Source organism: Cryobacterium sp. Y29, from assembly GCF_002929825.1.
GTDB lineage: Bacteria > Actinomycetota > Actinomycetes > Actinomycetales > Microbacteriaceae > Cryobacterium.
The window spans coordinates 333,163-347,858 of record NZ_PJJN01000037.1 but is presented as its reverse complement, the minus strand read 5'-3'; the positions used below and the strand labels follow the sequence as shown (position 1 = coordinate 347,858).

At 65.7% G+C, this 14,696-nt stretch carries 17 protein-coding genes; 9 read left to right on the top strand and 8 right to left on the bottom strand.

All coding sequences use genetic code 11. The features are described 5' to 3' along the window. Positions 1 to 20: 20 nt before the first annotated feature. Positions 21 to 1,217 (top strand): DMT family transporter, encoded by a 1,197-nt coding sequence (locus tag CXY74_RS16605; protein WP_199183272.1) that lies wholly within the window; start codon positions 21 to 23, stop codon positions 1,215 to 1,217. On the opposite strand, the gene CXY74_RS16600 is transcribed toward CXY74_RS16605, so the two are convergent. Beyond that, positions 1,121 to 1,555, bottom strand: coding sequence for a hypothetical protein (locus CXY74_RS16600; protein WP_146070180.1), 435 nt, complete (start codon positions 1,553 to 1,555; stop codon positions 1,121 to 1,123). The two genes, CXY74_RS16605 and CXY74_RS16600, sit on opposite strands and share 97 nt — an antisense overlap. Here CXY74_RS16600 and CXY74_RS16595 point away from each other — a divergent pair. Together CXY74_RS16595 and CXY74_RS16590 are read left to right on the top strand one after the other, a co-directional pair. Further along, positions 1,554 to 2,186 carry a DUF1992 domain-containing protein gene (locus tag CXY74_RS16595; RefSeq protein ID WP_104201437.1) on the top strand — a complete coding sequence of 211 codons (633 nt, stop codon included), beginning with the start codon at positions 1,554 to 1,556 and terminating at the stop codon, positions 2,184 to 2,186. The two genes, CXY74_RS16600 and CXY74_RS16595, sit on opposite strands and share 2 nt — an antisense overlap. Before the next feature lie 379 nt (positions 2,187 to 2,565). Beyond that, entirely contained in the window at positions 2,566 to 3,597 is a 1,032-nt protein-coding gene (locus tag CXY74_RS16590; protein WP_104201436.1) for an NADPH:quinone reductase, read from the top strand. Positions 3,598 to 4,128: 531 nt separating this feature from the next. Here the strand turns inward: CXY74_RS16590 and CXY74_RS16585 are convergent. Together CXY74_RS16585 and CXY74_RS16575 are read right to left on the bottom strand one after the other, a co-directional pair. Next, a complete protein-coding gene (locus CXY74_RS16585; protein WP_104201435.1) occupies positions 4,129 to 6,021 on the bottom strand; it encodes a DEAD/DEAH box helicase in 1,893 nt (630 codons plus the stop codon). 271 nt (positions 6,022 to 6,292) lie between these two features. Then, positions 6,293 to 7,069, bottom strand: coding sequence for an alpha/beta fold hydrolase (locus tag CXY74_RS16575; protein WP_104201434.1), 777 nt, complete (start codon positions 7,067 to 7,069; stop codon positions 6,293 to 6,295). A gap of 160 nt (positions 7,070 to 7,229) precedes the next feature. On the opposite strand from CXY74_RS16575, the gene CXY74_RS18275 reads away from it, so the two are divergent. From CXY74_RS18275 to CXY74_RS16560, 3 genes are all read left to right on the top strand, one after another. Beyond that, complete coding sequence (locus tag CXY74_RS18275) at positions 7,230 to 7,361, top strand: hypothetical protein (RefSeq protein ID WP_255409553.1); 132 nt, start codon at positions 7,230 to 7,232, stop codon at positions 7,359 to 7,361. Positions 7,362 to 7,501: 140 nt separating this feature from the next. Beyond that, a complete protein-coding gene (locus CXY74_RS16565; RefSeq protein WP_233193502.1) occupies positions 7,502 to 8,497 on the top strand; it encodes a hypothetical protein in 996 nt (331 codons plus the stop codon). Positions 8,498 to 8,704: 207 nt separating this feature from the next. Next, a complete protein-coding gene (locus tag CXY74_RS16560) occupies positions 8,705 to 9,118 on the top strand; it encodes an ankyrin repeat domain-containing protein (protein ID WP_199183271.1) in 414 nt (137 codons plus the stop codon). Between the two features lie 54 nt (positions 9,119 to 9,172). On the opposite strand, the gene CXY74_RS16555 is transcribed toward CXY74_RS16560, so the two are convergent. The 3 genes from CXY74_RS16555 to CXY74_RS16545 form a co-directional block, all read right to left on the bottom strand. After that, on the bottom strand, positions 9,173 to 9,730 hold the full coding sequence (locus CXY74_RS16555; protein ID WP_104201433.1) for a hypothetical protein: 558 nt from the start codon (positions 9,728 to 9,730) through the stop codon (positions 9,173 to 9,175). Between the two features lie 244 nt (positions 9,731 to 9,974). Next, positions 9,975 to 10,835 carry a 3-methyladenine DNA glycosylase gene (locus CXY74_RS16550; RefSeq protein WP_233193495.1) on the bottom strand — a complete coding sequence of 287 codons (861 nt, stop codon included), beginning with the start codon at positions 10,833 to 10,835 and terminating at the stop codon, positions 9,975 to 9,977. A 66-nt stretch (positions 10,836 to 10,901) separates the two neighbouring features. Further along, positions 10,902 to 11,096, bottom strand: a complete 195-nt coding sequence (locus CXY74_RS16545) for a hypothetical protein (protein ID WP_104201432.1) — start codon at positions 11,094 to 11,096, stop codon at positions 10,902 to 10,904. Positions 11,097 to 11,383: 287 nt separating this feature from the next. Between CXY74_RS16545 and CXY74_RS16540 the strand changes: the two genes are divergently transcribed. From CXY74_RS16540 to CXY74_RS16530, 3 genes are all read left to right on the top strand, one after another. Next, positions 11,384 to 11,854, top strand: a complete 471-nt coding sequence (locus CXY74_RS16540; RefSeq protein WP_158252387.1) for an isoprenylcysteine carboxylmethyltransferase family protein — start codon at positions 11,384 to 11,386, stop codon at positions 11,852 to 11,854. Positions 11,855 to 11,955: 101 nt separating this feature from the next. Continuing rightward, positions 11,956 to 12,954, top strand: a complete 999-nt coding sequence (locus CXY74_RS16535; RefSeq protein WP_104201430.1) for an LLM class flavin-dependent oxidoreductase — start codon at positions 11,956 to 11,958, stop codon at positions 12,952 to 12,954. Between the two features lie 22 nt (positions 12,955 to 12,976). Continuing rightward, positions 12,977 to 13,327 carry an MmcQ/YjbR family DNA-binding protein gene (locus CXY74_RS16530; RefSeq protein ID WP_104201429.1) on the top strand — a complete coding sequence of 117 codons (351 nt, stop codon included), beginning with the start codon at positions 12,977 to 12,979 and terminating at the stop codon, positions 13,325 to 13,327. A 65-nt stretch (positions 13,328 to 13,392) separates the two neighbouring features. Here the strand turns inward: CXY74_RS16530 and CXY74_RS16525 are convergent, their stop codons facing one another. Beyond that, positions 13,393 to 14,055: a histidine phosphatase family protein gene (locus CXY74_RS16525; protein ID WP_104201428.1), complete on the bottom strand. Its 663-nt coding sequence runs from the start codon at positions 14,053 to 14,055 to the stop codon at positions 13,393 to 13,395. Positions 14,056 to 14,150: 95 nt separating this feature from the next. Further along, a complete protein-coding gene (locus tag CXY74_RS16520; protein ID WP_104201427.1) occupies positions 14,151 to 14,444 on the bottom strand; it encodes a putative quinol monooxygenase in 294 nt (97 codons plus the stop codon). Between the last annotated feature and the right edge of the window lie 252 nt (positions 14,445 to 14,696).

Sequence of the window (14,696 nt, the reverse complement as noted above, 5' to 3'; positions counted from 1 at the left end):
ACGTCGCCTGAAGGAGGAGCATGAAGATCTCGTCCCTGCCGGGAGGCGTGATCGTTGCCGCCATTGCTGCCATTTCGTTTGGAACCTCCGGCGCGCTGGTCAAGCCGATGCTCGAGGCTGGCTGGTCACCGACGGCCGCCGTGACCGCCCGTGCGTGGACCGCCGGGCTCGTATTGCTGCCATTCGCGCTGTATTCGTTGCGCGGACGTTGGGCAGCCCTGTGGCGGGGCCGCTGGCGGGTGCTCGGAATGGGCATCGTCGGTGTCGCGGGTACCCAACTGGCCTATTTTGCCGCACTGCAGACCATTCCAGTCTCGACCGCACTGCTGATTGAATTTCTCGCCCCGCTGATTCTGGTCGGGTTCGTTTGGGTGACGACACAACGGATGCCCCGCCGCACGGTGCTGCTCGGATCGGCTCTCGCCGTTGGCGGGCTGCTGCTCGTGATCGGGCCCGGTGCCATTCGTGCCGTGGACCCGATGGGGGTGCTGTTCGCTTTCGGCGCGGCCATCTCCTGCGCGGTGTTCTTCGTGGTGGCCGCGCGCCCGGCCGAAGGCTTGCCCCCGATCGCACTGGCGGCCACCGGATTGCTGGTCGGGGGGACAGCACTCGGCCTGCTCGGCCTGACCGGTCTGCTCCCCTTCACCGCATCGGTTCTTGACCTGTCCCTGCTCGGCACGGTTGTGCCGTGGTGGGCCCCGCTGCTCGCGCTCGCCATTGTCAGCACCGCGCTCGCGTATGTGGCGGGCATCACGGCGGCGGGAATTCTCGGGTCGAGGCTCGCCTCGTTCGTCGGCCTGCTCGAGGTCATCTTCGCGTCGTTGTTCGCCTGGCTGCTGCTGGGCGAAGTGCTGACGCCGCTGCAGCTGCTCGGCGGGCTTCTGATTCTGGGCGGCATCGCAGCTGTGGGGGAGGAACGCGTCGAGCTGGCCGCCGAGGCGCTGCCGCCGGACGAGCCGGGACTGCCGCACGCACACGGCGACGCTCATGGCGAGGCGCATGGCGACGCTCATGGCGAGGCACATGGCGAGGCACATGGCGACGAGGACGACGAGGACGACGAGGACGACGAGGACGACGAGGCCGCCCGCGCCGATGAGGCGACGGCCGGCGCATCCGCTCAGGAGATCAGCACCGGTGCGGGATCGTCGATGGTCGGCGGGTTCAGCACGACCTCGAGAACGTCAGAACGGCCGAGCGAACCGGGAAAGTTGTAGCGGGCAAAGCGCCCGCCGGGGTCATTGGGCGTCGAAGGCACGACGATCGACGAACGGCGAATGATCTCGGCAACGACGTCGGTCACCGCGGCGGGGAGTGTCTGTCCGGTGCGACCGCGCAGACGAACGGATGCCCGCGGCCCGCCCTCTGCGCCGAACCGCAGCGTGAGCATGCGCGTGTGGGCGCGCTGACGGTCGAACATGTCGAGGCGAGCCCAAATGATGTCAGCCAGAGGCACGGCCCGCCGCCCGGCCCGCAGTTCGTCCGTGTCGAAGTGCCCTCCCGTGCAGCGTTCCAAGTCGACTCGGCCACCACGTCGATCTAGGCTGGCAGCCATGACCGGCAATAAGGACCGCAGCGACGCGCAACCCAGCGACGCCCGACTCAACGTGGCCCGCTACCAACTCAAGCGCATGCTGCCGCCCGACCAGGAAGACTCCGCTGCGCCAGAAGTAAACGACCCCGAGCAAAACACGGCCGGGCAATCCATGATGGAAGCTCGAGCCCAGTATGTGGAAATGGCCATTCAGCAGGCCATTCGTCGTGGCGAGTTCGACAACCTGCCCGGCGCCGGCAAGCCGCTGGCGAACCTCGAGCGTGGGTATGACCCCGACTGGTGGATTCGCCAGAAGATCGAAAGCGAGAAGATCACCGGGCTCGGTCCGCCGGCCCTCACCCTGCGCACCGAGAACGCCGCGCTCGATGCCCGGCTGGACAGCGTGCAATCTGAGGCTGCGGTGACCGAGATCCTCAGAGATTTCAACAGCCGAGTGGTGGCGGCACGCCGGCAGCTGCAGGGCGGCCCGCCCGTGGTCACCCCCACCCGGGATGTGGCCAAACAGCTCGCCCTCTGGCGGGAACGCCGCGCCGCGCAGAGCGAAGCCGCCAGGCAGCAGCGCGAGAGTGAGGCCGCGGTGCTCGCGGCCATGACCTGGCGGGAACGCCGCCGCCGCGCCCGCTCCCGCTGACCGTCGCCCTGCACCGCGACGCGGTGGATGCCGCTCGTTCTGCTCGAAAGGCAGAGGGGTGGCGGGCGATGTGACCAACACGCCGATGGAGGTGACGAAGACCACGCTAGGACTGTATGAAAAGAACAGAATTTGCCTATTTTTTCCCCGTGCAGTGAGCCGAGGGAACCTGGCCGATCGAGGGAGACGCGACCGCCGAGCTTCAGCCCAGACCGGCTGAATCGCTCTCATGGACCGTCATGCTCGCGAACAAATCCGAGATCGACATCGACTTGGCGCTCACCGAGACCGTGAGCACCATTCAAACCAATCTGTCCGCCACGATCGCAGGTACGGCGCCCCCGGGAAACATTCCGCCGTCCCCGGCGTTAGCTCTTATATGAAGACCATTGTGTATAGCGAAACCGGTAACCCGTCCGTGCTTCACCTCGTCGATCGGCCGGTGACGGAACCCAGTTCCGGCGATGTGCGCGTGCGCATCGTGGTGGGCGGGGTGAACCCGACCGACTGGAAATCGCGCCGAGGCACCAGCCCGGGGGAGGCTCTTCCCTTCGCCGACGTCGTGCCGAACCAAGACGGCGCTGGCGTCGTCGATGCCGTCGGCCCCGGTGTGTCGAACGTAGCGGTCGGCGATCGCGTCTGGCTCGCCCTCGCCGCCTATCAGCGCGCGAACAGCGGAACTGCCCAGGAATACGCGGTGCTCCCGGCCGAACGCGTCTTCCTACTGCCCTCTCCGGCCACTTTCGACCAGGGAGCCAGCCTCGGCGTGCCGGCCATCACCGCCTACCGGGCCCTCACTGTGGCCGAAGATGGGCCTACGCGCCTGCATCCGGGGGCGCTTGACGGCAAGATCGTGCTCGTCGCAGGAGGCGCCGGCGCCGTCGGCCACGCCGCCATCCAGCTCGCCCGCTGGGCCGGCGCGACCGTGATCACGACCGTGAGTGGGTCGGCCAAGGCGGCCCTCGCGACAGCTGCCGGGGCACACCACGTGCTCACCTACACGGACTCCGACGTTGCCACCGAAATCCGAAGCATTGCGCCCGATGGCGTCGACCTCATCGTCGAGGTAGCTCCCGCCCAGAACTCCGAACTCGACCTCGCGGTCATTCGCAATCGCGGATCCATCGCGGTCTACGCCAACAACGGCGGCGACCAGATGACCCTCGATGTGCGCAAGCACTTCAGCCTGAATGTGCGGTACCAGTTCGTGTTGTTGTACACCGTCGGCATTGAGGTCGTGCAGCAGGCGGCTGCTGCCATCAATGAGGCACTCCTTGACGGCGCATTGCCCGTCGGAGCGGATGCGGGCCTGCCGCTGCACCGCTTCGACCTGGCCCACACAGCAGATGCCCATGCCCTCGTCGAAAGCGGTGTCACCGGCAAGGTGCTCGTCGACGTCTCCGCGGCCTAACGAGCGGCCTAACGAGCGGCCTGACCCGCGGCCTGACCCGCGGTCTGATCCGCGGTGGCTAAATCAGGACATCCCGCCGGTGTGGGCCGTGGCCTGCCCAGGATCGGGCGGTACGGGCCGGAGCGGCGGCCGATTCTTCTGAATTGGCCACCGATGGTCGGCTTTCGAAGCGGGCCCGGCGCATAACTCCTGCAATTTGCGGGGCGTGAGTGGAACCCCCTTGTGTTTCTGCGGATGTTGCGGGGGCCCGGTACGAATTGCAGGAGTTATGCGCGCCGGGAGGCCCTGCTCGGTGGCCGGAGGCGAGGCCTTGCTCGGTGGCCGAAGGCGAGGCCCTGATCGGTGGCCGGACGCGAGGCCCTGCTCGGTGGCCGGTACAGAAAAACCCGCGGGGTAGCGAATGAGTTCCGCGCGGTCACGGACGCCGAGGGTAAGCAGTGTGTTTTTTTGAATTAGCCCCGGCAGCGGTCTGCGAGTGATGCAGAAAGCCCCCTCATCGCAAACGACGAGGGGGCTTGACTGCATCAGACTTTAGTACTCGCGGCGCGGAGCGCGCGGCGGGCGATCGCCCTGCTCGGCGGAACGCGAGGCGCCGCCCTTGTCGGCGCGCAGCTCAATGAGCTTGCCGCTGATGCGGGTGTTCTCCAGCTTGGAGAACACGTCGTTCGACAGGTCAGCGGGCAGCTCGACCAGCGAGAACTCCGGCAGGATCTTGATGTGCCCGAAGTCGTCGCGGCTGAGCCCACCCTCGTTGGCGAGGGCGCCGACGATCTGACGCGGCTCTACCTTGTGACGCTTGCCGACCTCGATGCGGAACTGGGCCATCGGCTTACCGCTCGAACGTACCGGGCGTTCGCTGCGCACCGGCCGGTCGTCGCGGGCGCCGTAGCTGCCGCGGTCGTCCCGGCTGCCTCGGTCGTCGCGGCTGCCACGGTCGTCCCGGCTGCCACGGTCATCCCGGTTGAAGCGGTCCGAACGACCGCCGCGCTCGGGGCGGTCGCCGCGCTGCTCGGAACGTTCGACCCGCTCGTCGCGCTCGAGGCGCTGCTGCGCGCGAACATCCTCGGCCGAAAGCAGCAGCGGAGTTTCTCCCTGCCCGACCACGGCAAGAGCCGCGGCCACATCAACCTCGGGCACATCGTGGTGGGACACGTAATGCGCGATGATGTCGCGGAACTTGCTGATGCGGTCGGTCTCGTCGAGTGCCGCCGTGATGGCGTCGTCGAAGCGAGTGAGGCGTGTCACATTGACGTCCTCAACGCTCGGTAACTGCATCTGGGTGAGCGGCTGGCGGGTCGCCTTTTCGATGGCGGAGAGTAAACGACGTTCCCGTGGCGTGACGAAGCTGATGGCTGCGCCCGAGCGACCGGCGCGGCCGGTGCGGCCGATGCGGTGCACATACGACTCGGTGTCGATCGGAATGTCGTAGTTGACGACGTGGCTGATGCGTTCCACGTCGAGGCCGCGAGCGGCGACATCCGTTGCGACCAGAATGTCGAGCTTGCCGCTCTTGAGCTGATTGATCGTGCGTTCGCGCTGCACCTGCTGCACGTCACCGTTGATCGCCATGGCCGAATAACCGCGCGCACGCAGCTTTTCGGCGAGCAGTTCGGTCTCGTTCTTGGTGCGGGCGAAGATGATCATGCCCTCGAAGTTCTCGACCTCGAGGATGCGGGTGAGCGCGTCGAGCTTCTGCGGGTACGACACCATCAGGTAGCGCTGGGTCGTGTTCACGCTGGTCGTGGTCTTGCTCTTGACCGTGATCTCTTCCGGGTCGTGCAGGTACTTTTTGGAGATACGGCGAATCTGCGCCGGCATGGTGGCTGAGAACAGAGCCACCTGCTTGTCGTCGGGGGTGTCGGCGAGGATGGTCTCGATGTCCTCGACGAAGCCCATGTTCAGCATCTCATCGGCCTCATCGAGCACCAGGAACTTCAGCTCCGAGAGGTCGAGGGTGCCCTTCGCGAGGTGGTCCATGATTCGACCGGGAGTACCCACGACGATGTGCACTCCGCGACGCAGGGCCGACAGCTGCTGGCCGTAGCCCTGTCCGCCGTATACGGGCAGCACGTGCACGCCACGCATGTGGGCGGCGTACTTCTCGAACGCCTCGCACACCTGCAGCGCGAGCTCGCGGGTGGGCGCGAGCACGAGCGCCTGCGGGTTCTTCTGCGACAGGTCGAGTCGGTTCAGAATAGGCAGCGCGAACGCAGCCGTCTTGCCGGTACCGGTCTGGGCGAGTCCGACAACGTCGCGACCCTCCAACAGCGGGGGAATAGTGGCGGCCTGAATGGCCGAGGGGGTCTCGTAGCCGACAACTTTGAGCGCCTTGAGCATGGCGTCATTGAGTCCAAGGTCGGCAAATGTCTTCGTTATGGAGGCGGAATCTGCCTCGTTCTGCGTTGTAGTGTCTGGGGCGGTCATAGTACAACGGTAGTCGAAGAGTTCGCCCCCGGTGTTAAGGCTCGTCTGGCAACTTGCAAAGCGGATGCCCGCGGCCGCAGTATCCGCTTTCAGTCGTGCGTAGCGCCGGGTGCGCAAGCGGCGTTTCCCCGCTTCTCAAACGGGTGAATCCAGTGTCGGCGCTTTCGGCGGTATCTTTCACGGGCACGTCGCTGACCCGAACGGCGTTATCTGGGCTCACAACCCCGGTGGGCACGTCAACGACGCCGAAACGGTGTCGCGTGGCTGAGGCCTAGGCTTTCAAGAACCCGATGGCCGCCTCGCGGAACGGCCGCGATGTGGGCGCATTGAAGTGGTTGCGGCCGGGAATCTCGAAAAAGCCACCGTTTGGCGTGGCGTCGGCCAACACCCGGGAGGCGTCGAGAATGGTGTCCTCACTGCCGGTGGCAAACAGCACCGGCTGAGTGGGTGCGTTTGCGGCGCCGGGCTGCGGGCCGCCGCGCATGCCTTCAACCAGGGCGACGAGCGCGGCGAGGTCGTTACCGGGCAGGGTCTTCGCCATGGCGAGATAGACGCCGGTGAGGCGATCGCTGACCTCGCGGCCGTGTTCGAGATGGGCGCGGGCATCCGCTACTTGAAAACTTTTGAGCGGATCACCGTCGGGAATCCCGCCGAGCACCGCCCGGGTGATGCGGCCGCCGAGGTTGCGGGCAGCCTGCCAGCCCACCCGGGCACCGAGCGAGTAGCCCACGTAGCACACCTCGGTGAGCAGGTAGGCGTCGAGCACCGCCTCGACGTCGGCGACGAGTAATTCCATCGTGTACGCGTCGGGGGAGTGTGGTTTGTCGCTGGCGCCGTGGCCGCGCTGGTCGATGCCGATCACGTGAAAACCGGCCCGGGTCAGATCTCGGGTCCAGCCGGTGGCGTGCCAGTTAGCGATGACGCTCGAAGCGAAGCCGTGCACCACGACCACGGTCGGGTGCTCCGGGTCGCCGAGCTCATAGGTGGCCAACTGCACACCGTCGTGGGACGGGACAAAACTGTGCGCGGGGGTGTTTCGGTGCAACATTCCCCTATTCCACCACGGCTGCCGCGTGGGGGAGTGCCGGTCGCTTTCGAGGTGGCGCGGGCGCCGGGCGCCCCGATGGACGTGATCGTGGCGCGCAAACTCGGGTGCCCCGTGTGAACTTAGGGTGGCCACGGGTGCCATCGGGGAGGGGGGAGCGCGGGTGCTCAGCGACGATGTGATGGTGCAGCCAGGCGAGGGTGAGAGGCAGCGTGAAGTGGTTGAGGACCGTGAGCGGGCACTGACGATCGACGACCAGGTCGTTGCCCTCGTCGGCTCCGAGGGGCTGAGCTGACCGGGTTACGGATACTTTCCTCGCCGATACGGGGGATCAGGACGATGACGGCTGTGCCGGCGACCGACGCAGTAAAAGTGAGGAAAGGTTCAGGAAAGCCGTGCAGACTGGTCTTTTCGCCCGCGGACGCCGCGGGTGGAGTGTCGAACCAGAACCGCCCGCGCGACAGCCAGCGATTCGTTTTTCTGAAAGCTAGGCCTATCTCTTCTTCAACCACGCCCACCACCCCTGTCAAGACTGACGCGAGCCGCATTCAGACTGCGCGTCGCCGCCGGAGCCGGAAGCGGACCGGCTTCCTGGCAGCCGGCGCCATCACTGCTATCGCCGCAGTCGTCGGCACCGGCTTCGCGGTGCAATCCAGCGTCGCAGACGAAAACGCGCGCACAGCCGTCATGACAGCGCTTGCCTCCAGCGGCGCTGGACACGACGAGCAATTGGAACTCAATGCGGAGCGCTTGCGAGCGCGTGCCGAACAGGCCTCTGAGAGTGCCGTGTCTGGTGCCAGCGTCGTCATCGCCGCAGCGCACGGTAAGACGGATGCCACGGACCTGTCGGCGTCCGTTGCCTCGCTCTCCCACGTCACCCTGCTTGCTCCGGAGCGCATTTTCGAGCTCGTCGACGTCACGACAACCGAAACCGCGAACGTGCATGCCTCCACGACGGAGGTCGATCGCCTTGCCGCCGAGCAGGCAGCCGTTGCCCAGGCTAGTGCTGAGGCTGCTGCTGCTGCTGCTGCTGAGGCGGCTGCTGCTGAGGCGGCGGCTGCTGCTGAGGCCGAAGCTGCCGATGCCGTCCCGGCGGCACCGGCCCGCCCGTCCGCTCCAGCAGACCCCAACGCTGCGCAGCAAATCGCCCGTCAGCTCATGGCGAACCAGTACGGCTGGGGTGACGATCAGTTTGGTTGCCTGGTGAGCCTGTGGGACAAAGAATCAGGCTGGAACGTGAACGCCTACAACGCCTCCAGCGGTGCCACCGGCATCCCGCAGGCATTGCCCGGCAACAAGATGGCCTCGGCCGGAGCCGACTGGCAGACCAACCCTGCGACCCAGATCTCGTGGGGCCTGGGTTATATCGCGAGTCGGTACAGCACACCCTGTGATGCCTGGGACAAGTCGGAAGCATCGGGCTGGTACTAGCGCGCGGTAGCGGTACGTCGTAGCCAGGCGGTTCCCGATGCGTCACGGTCTCGTCAGGTAGAGACTAGGCGATCCACGTCGGCGCGCTCCGAGTGCGGCATCCCATCCATCGCGCCGCCAGTTCCAGGAACCCAAACTGTGACCTGCACCTCGCGCGACGGGCCGATACGGATACGCTGGGTACACGATTGTCGAGCGGGAGTATCAGTGAACGAGAACACGCAAGTACCCGGCGGAGCTATCAGCCCGCAGGTCATCGAGGGCGTTTTCGACCTCGCCCGCGACGGCCTGACCGGCCCGCTGGGCGAGATGATCGACGCCGGAGTTCCCCTCGACGTGGTCAACCCTCGTGGAGACACGCTGCTGATCGTGGCGGCGTACCAGCAGCACGCCGATACTGTCGCTGAGCTGCTACGGCGCGGCGCGGACTCATCCGCTATCAACGCGATGGGCCAGACCGCCATTTCCTGCGCGGTTTTTCGAAACAACGAGGTGATTCTGCGGTTGCTGCTCGAAGCGGATGCCGACCCCCGCCTCGGCACGCACAGTGGCGTGGCCATCGCCGACCAGTTCGGCCTGCCGCGCATGCGCGAGGTCATCGAGTCGTACCAGCGCGGCTGAAACACGAAAAGGGCGCCCCCGCGTGGGAGACGCCCTTACTTCTAGTCGAACGCGTTAGCGTCCGAGGCCGAGTCCGAGGTCGCCGAGAACATCGTTGACGATCGAATCGACCGAACCGTCGATGTTTTCAACGTCGACGCCACCGACGTCGGTGCCAACGTCGGTGCCGTTACCGGCGTCAACCGGGGCGGTGACGGGAGCTTCGATCGGTGCGACAACGTCGTTGCCGCTGCCGATTGACGCGTCGTTGCCGACCTCATTGCCCGACGCGACATCACCGATGTCACTGTTGAGCGAGTCATCGACCAGCGGACCGTTGACGACGCCGCCGTTCAGGATTCCGCCGTTGCCGACGCCCCCGACGGAGGTGTCGTTGCCGAGCACGCCGTTGCCGGTCGAGTCGTTGCCAGAGAGGTTGAACAGGTCGCCGATAACGTCAAGGCGGTCCTGCTCGGACGAGCTGTCGGTGCTCGTGGTCGTGCTGGTGCTGTCGCCGTCAAACGCCTGGGCGGGGGCGACAAAGCCTCCAATGATGAGAGCGGATGCTGCCGCGCCGGTGATTCCCAGCGCGGTGATCTTGCGAACGTTCGTGTGCTTCGTGATCATATTCATGAGAGCTCCTGTTCGTTGTTCTGTTCCGACCCGAAGTTCACTCGGGCCGCACGAATGGTCCGGAGCCCTGCTCCGTCCGGTTTGGTCGACGCACCCCAAACGGGTGTCATGCATCGTTTTTGGCGGGGACAATGCTCGCCGTGACGTGGGTCGATCGCCGCCACGAGGGGCGTCCGCGGGTGGCGATGGCAAAGCCTGAGAAGAGTCTGGCAACCCCTTCTCGATGGCAAGCGGGGGAGTTTCTCTAAGCGAGCAGGCCCACGACGCGGTCACGCAAGACGTTGCTGCGCTCGGTGAAACCGCGCTGGCGGCGCACATACTCCGCCTTACCGGCGGCAGTCTCGACCGCGACCGGCGCGTAGCCCCAATCGGCGAGGTCGTAGGGCGAGGCCTCCATGTCGAGCTGGCGAATGTCGCGGGCGAGTTCGAAGGAGTCGAGCAAAACCTCGCCGGGAACGAGTGGGCCGAGCTTGATCACCCACTTGTAGATGTCCATTCCGGCGTGCAGGCACCCCGGCTGCTCCAGAACTGGTTGGTTCTCCCTCGTCGGTTGCAGTTGGTTCCGACCAATAGCGGCGGGGGTGAAGAACCGAAACGCGTCGAAATGGCTGCAGGCCACGCGGTTGCCGTCGACGACGGCGTCGGTGTCGCTCTGGCCAAGCCGCAGCGGCGCAACATGCCGGTGCTCGCCCTGGCGGTAGACCATCGCCCACTCGTGCAGTCCGAAACAGCCGAACTGGGCGGGGCGTTGCCGAGTCGCACTGAGCAGTGAACCGATGAAGCGCATGACGCGCTCGTTCTTCTCGAAGAAGGCGGTGGCGTCCACCTGGCTGTCGCTACCTTCGCGACGGTACCACTTCCAGTTCGCGCGAGGCTCGGCGGCAGCGCCCTGCAGCAGCACGCCGGCTCCTGGATGCCAGCGGCGCAACAAGCCGGGACGAAACGGGTAGTAGGTGAACAGAAAATCCTCGACCGGATGCGTCTGGCCGGTTGCCGCGCGCTCGCGGCGGCCACGGGTAAACGCGTCGGCGCGTTCTTCGTGGGCCTGCTCGAGGCCGCGCCACGCGGTGGTCCCGAGTATTCGGGTCTGGTCGGTTGAATGCACCTGTCGAGGATACCCGCGGAACGTAGCAGCTGGCAGCCGGCCGAGCGGCGACAAGCAGTCGGCTATCTACGCGGCGAGGGGAACGGCGCCGGTCAGCCAGCGGATGGCGCGCATGCCGGCCCTGGTACCGTGTGGTTCGTCACCGTGGCCGCGCAGGCGTCGGCACTCAACGAGGTCCTCGGCGGGTGTGATGTGCGGATCGCGGCACGAGCTGTCATAGCCGGTGTAGTCGATTTCAAGCAGGAGTTCGTCGTCGGTCATGGTGGTTCCACTTCAGCGGGGCACCTCGTCAGAGGTGCCGGGCGAATGCACCTGCCAGAGCAGGCGCGTGGCCCGAGTCGATCGTGCGCGATAAGTCGACACGCGATCGGAATCGAAGCCCGATGTCACTCTCCGGCGGCGTCGGCGGAGCAGGTCTATTCGCACGAGGTTAACTTGTCGTCGTGTGTTTGTCTGCCGAAAAGCGAAAATGTTTCATTTCATTACATGGCGGTGATCTGCCGGTGACCTGCATGAGTGCTCGTTGCACCCGGGCGTATCCTCGCACTATGAAACGTGCACTCGCACTCGGCCTGGTGACCGGGCAATTCCTCCTGCTGGCAGCCCTGGCCTTCCTACCGCACGGCACACTCTGGGCGACGAACGTCGGGGTGATCGTGGCAGCGATCGCGTTGGGTCTGGTCGGCGCCGTGCTCGTGGTTCTTGGCCTCATCGGACTGGGCTCGGCGTTGACCGCGAGTCCGATTCCACGCGCGGAGGCCCAACTGGTCACCACGGGGGTATACGGGCTCCTCCGCAGCCCGATCTACGCGGGACTCATGACCGGCGGTGTCGCGCTGGTGCTGGTGGGGGCATCCGTTTGGCACGTGGTGGCGTGGATCGCGCTGGTCGGGCTGCTCTCGATGAAGACACGGTGGGAAGAGCGGATGCTCGTGGCCGAGCACTCCGATTACCGCAGCTACGGTGCGCGGGTCGGGCGATTCGTGCCCGGTGTCGGCCGGTTTGGATCAGGCGAGTGATGCCGCGGATGATTGGCGCCCCGTGATTGACCTGACCAAGCGAATCCGGGAACCTTTCGGGAGCCGGGTAACGATTTCCGTGCGACGGTGTTGCCCCCAGTATGACTATCGCGCTCTCCATCCTTGACCTTGCTCCGATCACCCCCGGCCAAACCGTTCGGGAGAGCTTCGCGGGGAGTGTTGCGCTTGCCCAGACGGCCGAAAAACACGGGTATGAGCGGGTCTGGTATGCCGAGCACCACAACATGCCGACCATCGGATCATCGGCGACGAGCATTCTGATCGGGCACGTGGCTGGGCAGACCACCACGATTCGGCTCGGATCCGGCGGCGTCATGCTGCCCAATCACTCCCCACTCGTGATTGCCGAACAGTACGGAACCCTCGCCGAGCTCTATCCTGACCGCATCGACCTGGGTCTGGGTCGCGCGCCCGGCAGCGACCAGAACACCGCTCGGGCGATGCGCCGCGACCCGCGCGCTTCTGACCAGTTTCCGCAGGACGTCATAGAACTTCAGGCCTACCTGCGCGGCCAGTCGATCGTGCCCGGCGTGCAGGCCGTGCCCGGGGCCGGTACCAATGTGCCGCTGTACATTCTCGGATCGTCGCTGTTCGGTGCCGGGCTCGCCGCAGCGCTCGGCCTGCCCTACGCTTTCGCCTCGCATTTCGCGCCCGACGCGCTGCACGAAGCGATCGCGCTCTACCGCCGTGATTTCACGCCGTCAGAGCAGCTGGCAGCGCCGCACCTCATCGTTGCGGCCAACGTGATCGCCGCCGACGACACAGCGGATGCAGTGGCACAATTTGAGTCGACCCGCCGCACCCGGGTACGCGGCATGCTCTCTCGCGGGCCGGCAACCCCCGAATACGATGACGACCAGATCGACATGTTTCTGACCACGCCGGAGGGCCGCAATATCGCCGACATGATGCGCTATTCGGCGGTTGGTACCGCCGATGAGGTGCGCGCCTACCTCGAGGAGTTCGCCGAAGGAACCGGGGCCGATGAGCTCATTCTCGCCCACCAGTCTCCGTCGATCGAGGACCGCCTGCGCTCGGTCGAGCTTACGGCCGATGCGATGAACCTCGTCACTGTCTAGCTCGAGGGGCTAGGTTGGCAGCGTGACCCCGGACGCGCTCGTCGACCTCTGTCTGGGCCTGCCCCAGGCGGTAGAAACATTTCCATTCGGCGACGAGACGAGCGTGTTCAAGACCAGTGGCAACGGCAAAATCTTTGCCCTCGCAGCCCTGGCGGGCGAGCCGTTCACGGTGTCGCTTAAGTGTGATCCGGAAGAGGGCCGCGCTCTGCGGGAAGAATTTTCGCCGTGGATCACGCCGGGCTACCACCTGAACAAGAAGCACTGGATCACGATCGTGCTCGATGGCCATGTGCCTGTCGAGCTGGTTGAACAGCTGCTGCGCGACAGCCACGCTCTGGTGCGGCCCCGGGTTCCCCGCGCCGGGCCGAAATAGCGGGGCTGGTGTTTCAGGTCGGAGAACGGATACCCTGACCCACGCCCCGACTCACATCCCCCGACTCACACCCCGGGGAGCGGATCGCTCAGGGGGTCGGCAGCACCCAGGTCGGCAAGGGCCATCCCGCCCACCGGCAGGCCGGCCCAGGACAGCAGGGTCCAGCCCTCCTCGGGCGAGCCCATGAATTCCACAACACCGGTGTTGTCGAGCTCGTGCTCTCCCGCAAAGCTCGCCGGTACGTTCTGCGCGCGGGCCGCGGTCCAGACACGAATAGCGGCGCCGTGGCTGAAGACCGCGGCGACCTCAGAGTCCGCGGCTGCAAGCGCGATGTCGGCGTCGAAGCGCCGGAAAAAGCCGTGGCCGTCGTCAGCTCCCGGCATTCTCTTATCCAGGTTGCCGGTGCCCCACGCCAGCACGGTCTCCAGATAGGTGCGAACGGAGGCCCGATCGCGTAGCCCCTCAATCGAGCCGGCTTCGATCTCGTGCAACCCGGTCGCGACCCGTAACTCAAGACCGCGATCGGCGGCGAGCGGCTGCGCGGTCAGGTGGGTGCGTAGCAGCGTCGACACGAAGATGGCGTCAATTGGTTCGGAGCGCAGCGCATTGGGGATCGCCGCTGCCTGGCGCAGACCGAGATCGGTCAGGCCAGGACCGGGATGCGCGGTGTCAAGCCGCCCGAGAACGTTGCCGGGAGTCTGGCCATGGCGGATCAGGAGAAGTCGCATATGCCCTCCAGCATAGGCAACGAGACCGAGCAAGAGAAGACGGGTGCGCCGACGGCCCCAGCGTTGAGGGTTTGGAGTGGCACCTGGCGGTTGCGTCAGATGTCCGTGGCGATCTCGAACTTGGTGAGCACGGGCGTGCCGGACAAGATCGGTCCCAGAGAAGATTTACCCGGTCCAGCACGATATGCGCGATAGGCGTCATCGTGCTCCAGCGAGACCCACTGTTCTACAAGGACAAAGTGCGTGGGGTCTTCGGTGTCGACGAGCACATCGACACCGAGGCATCCATCAAAAGCGCGGGTGGTCAGCAGAGTGTCGTGTAACAACTCGGGAGCCTCGGTGAGGGACTCGGGCTTGACATGGATATCGAGAAAAGCGGTGATCGGCATAGTAGCTCCAAACAGGGTTGAGGTTACGGGAAAAATTCGGTTACACGTGGTCTATCACGTTGCGCTCCGGCACGCCCGGACCGATCAGGAGAAAGGTCGCGTAGTTCGAGCATAGGGAACCCGGTGTGCCACGGGATTCAGATGCGCCGACCGCACGGCTGTGCCTGGTCGCGGTAGCACCGCCGCGGCCTGCCAGCCGAGAGTGGCAGCATGGAGCAAATACACTTCGCGCGTTCGAACAGAAAGCAATTT

Excerpts from the sequence above, each read along its gene's own strand:
- CXY74_RS16605 (WP_199183272.1), top strand. The coding sequence starts at position 21 with ATGAAGATCTCGTCCCTGCCGGGAGGCGTGATCGTTGCCGCCATTGCT.
- CXY74_RS16595 (WP_104201437.1), top strand. The coding sequence starts at position 1,554 with ATGACCGGCAATAAGGACCGCAGCGACGCGCAACCCAGCGACGCCCGA.
- CXY74_RS16600 (WP_146070180.1), bottom strand. The coding sequence starts at position 1,555 with ATGGCTGCCAGCCTAGATCGACGTGGTGGCCGAGTCGACTTGGAACGC.
- CXY74_RS16590 (WP_104201436.1), top strand. The coding sequence starts at position 2,566 with ATGAAGACCATTGTGTATAGCGAAACCGGTAACCCGTCCGTGCTTCAC.
- CXY74_RS16585 (WP_104201435.1), bottom strand. The coding sequence starts at position 6,021 with ATGACCGCCCCAGACACTACAACGCAGAACGAGGCAGATTCCGCCTCC.
- CXY74_RS16575 (WP_104201434.1), bottom strand. The coding sequence starts at position 7,069 with ATGTTGCACCGAAACACCCCCGCGCACAGTTTTGTCCCGTCCCACGAC.
- CXY74_RS16555 (WP_104201433.1), bottom strand. The coding sequence starts at position 9,730 with ATGAATATGATCACGAAGCACACGAACGTTCGCAAGATCACCGCGCTG.
- CXY74_RS16545 (WP_104201432.1), bottom strand. The coding sequence starts at position 11,096 with ATGACCGACGACGAACTCCTGCTTGAAATCGACTACACCGGCTATGAC.
- CXY74_RS16540 (WP_158252387.1), top strand. The coding sequence starts at position 11,384 with ATGAAACGTGCACTCGCACTCGGCCTGGTGACCGGGCAATTCCTCCTG.
- CXY74_RS16535 (WP_104201430.1), top strand. The coding sequence starts at position 11,956 with ATGACTATCGCGCTCTCCATCCTTGACCTTGCTCCGATCACCCCCGGC.
- CXY74_RS16525 (WP_104201428.1), bottom strand. The coding sequence starts at position 14,055 with ATGCGACTTCTCCTGATCCGCCATGGCCAGACTCCCGGCAACGTTCTC.
- CXY74_RS16520 (WP_104201427.1), bottom strand. The coding sequence starts at position 14,444 with ATGCCGATCACCGCTTTTCTCGATATCCATGTCAAGCCCGAGTCCCTC.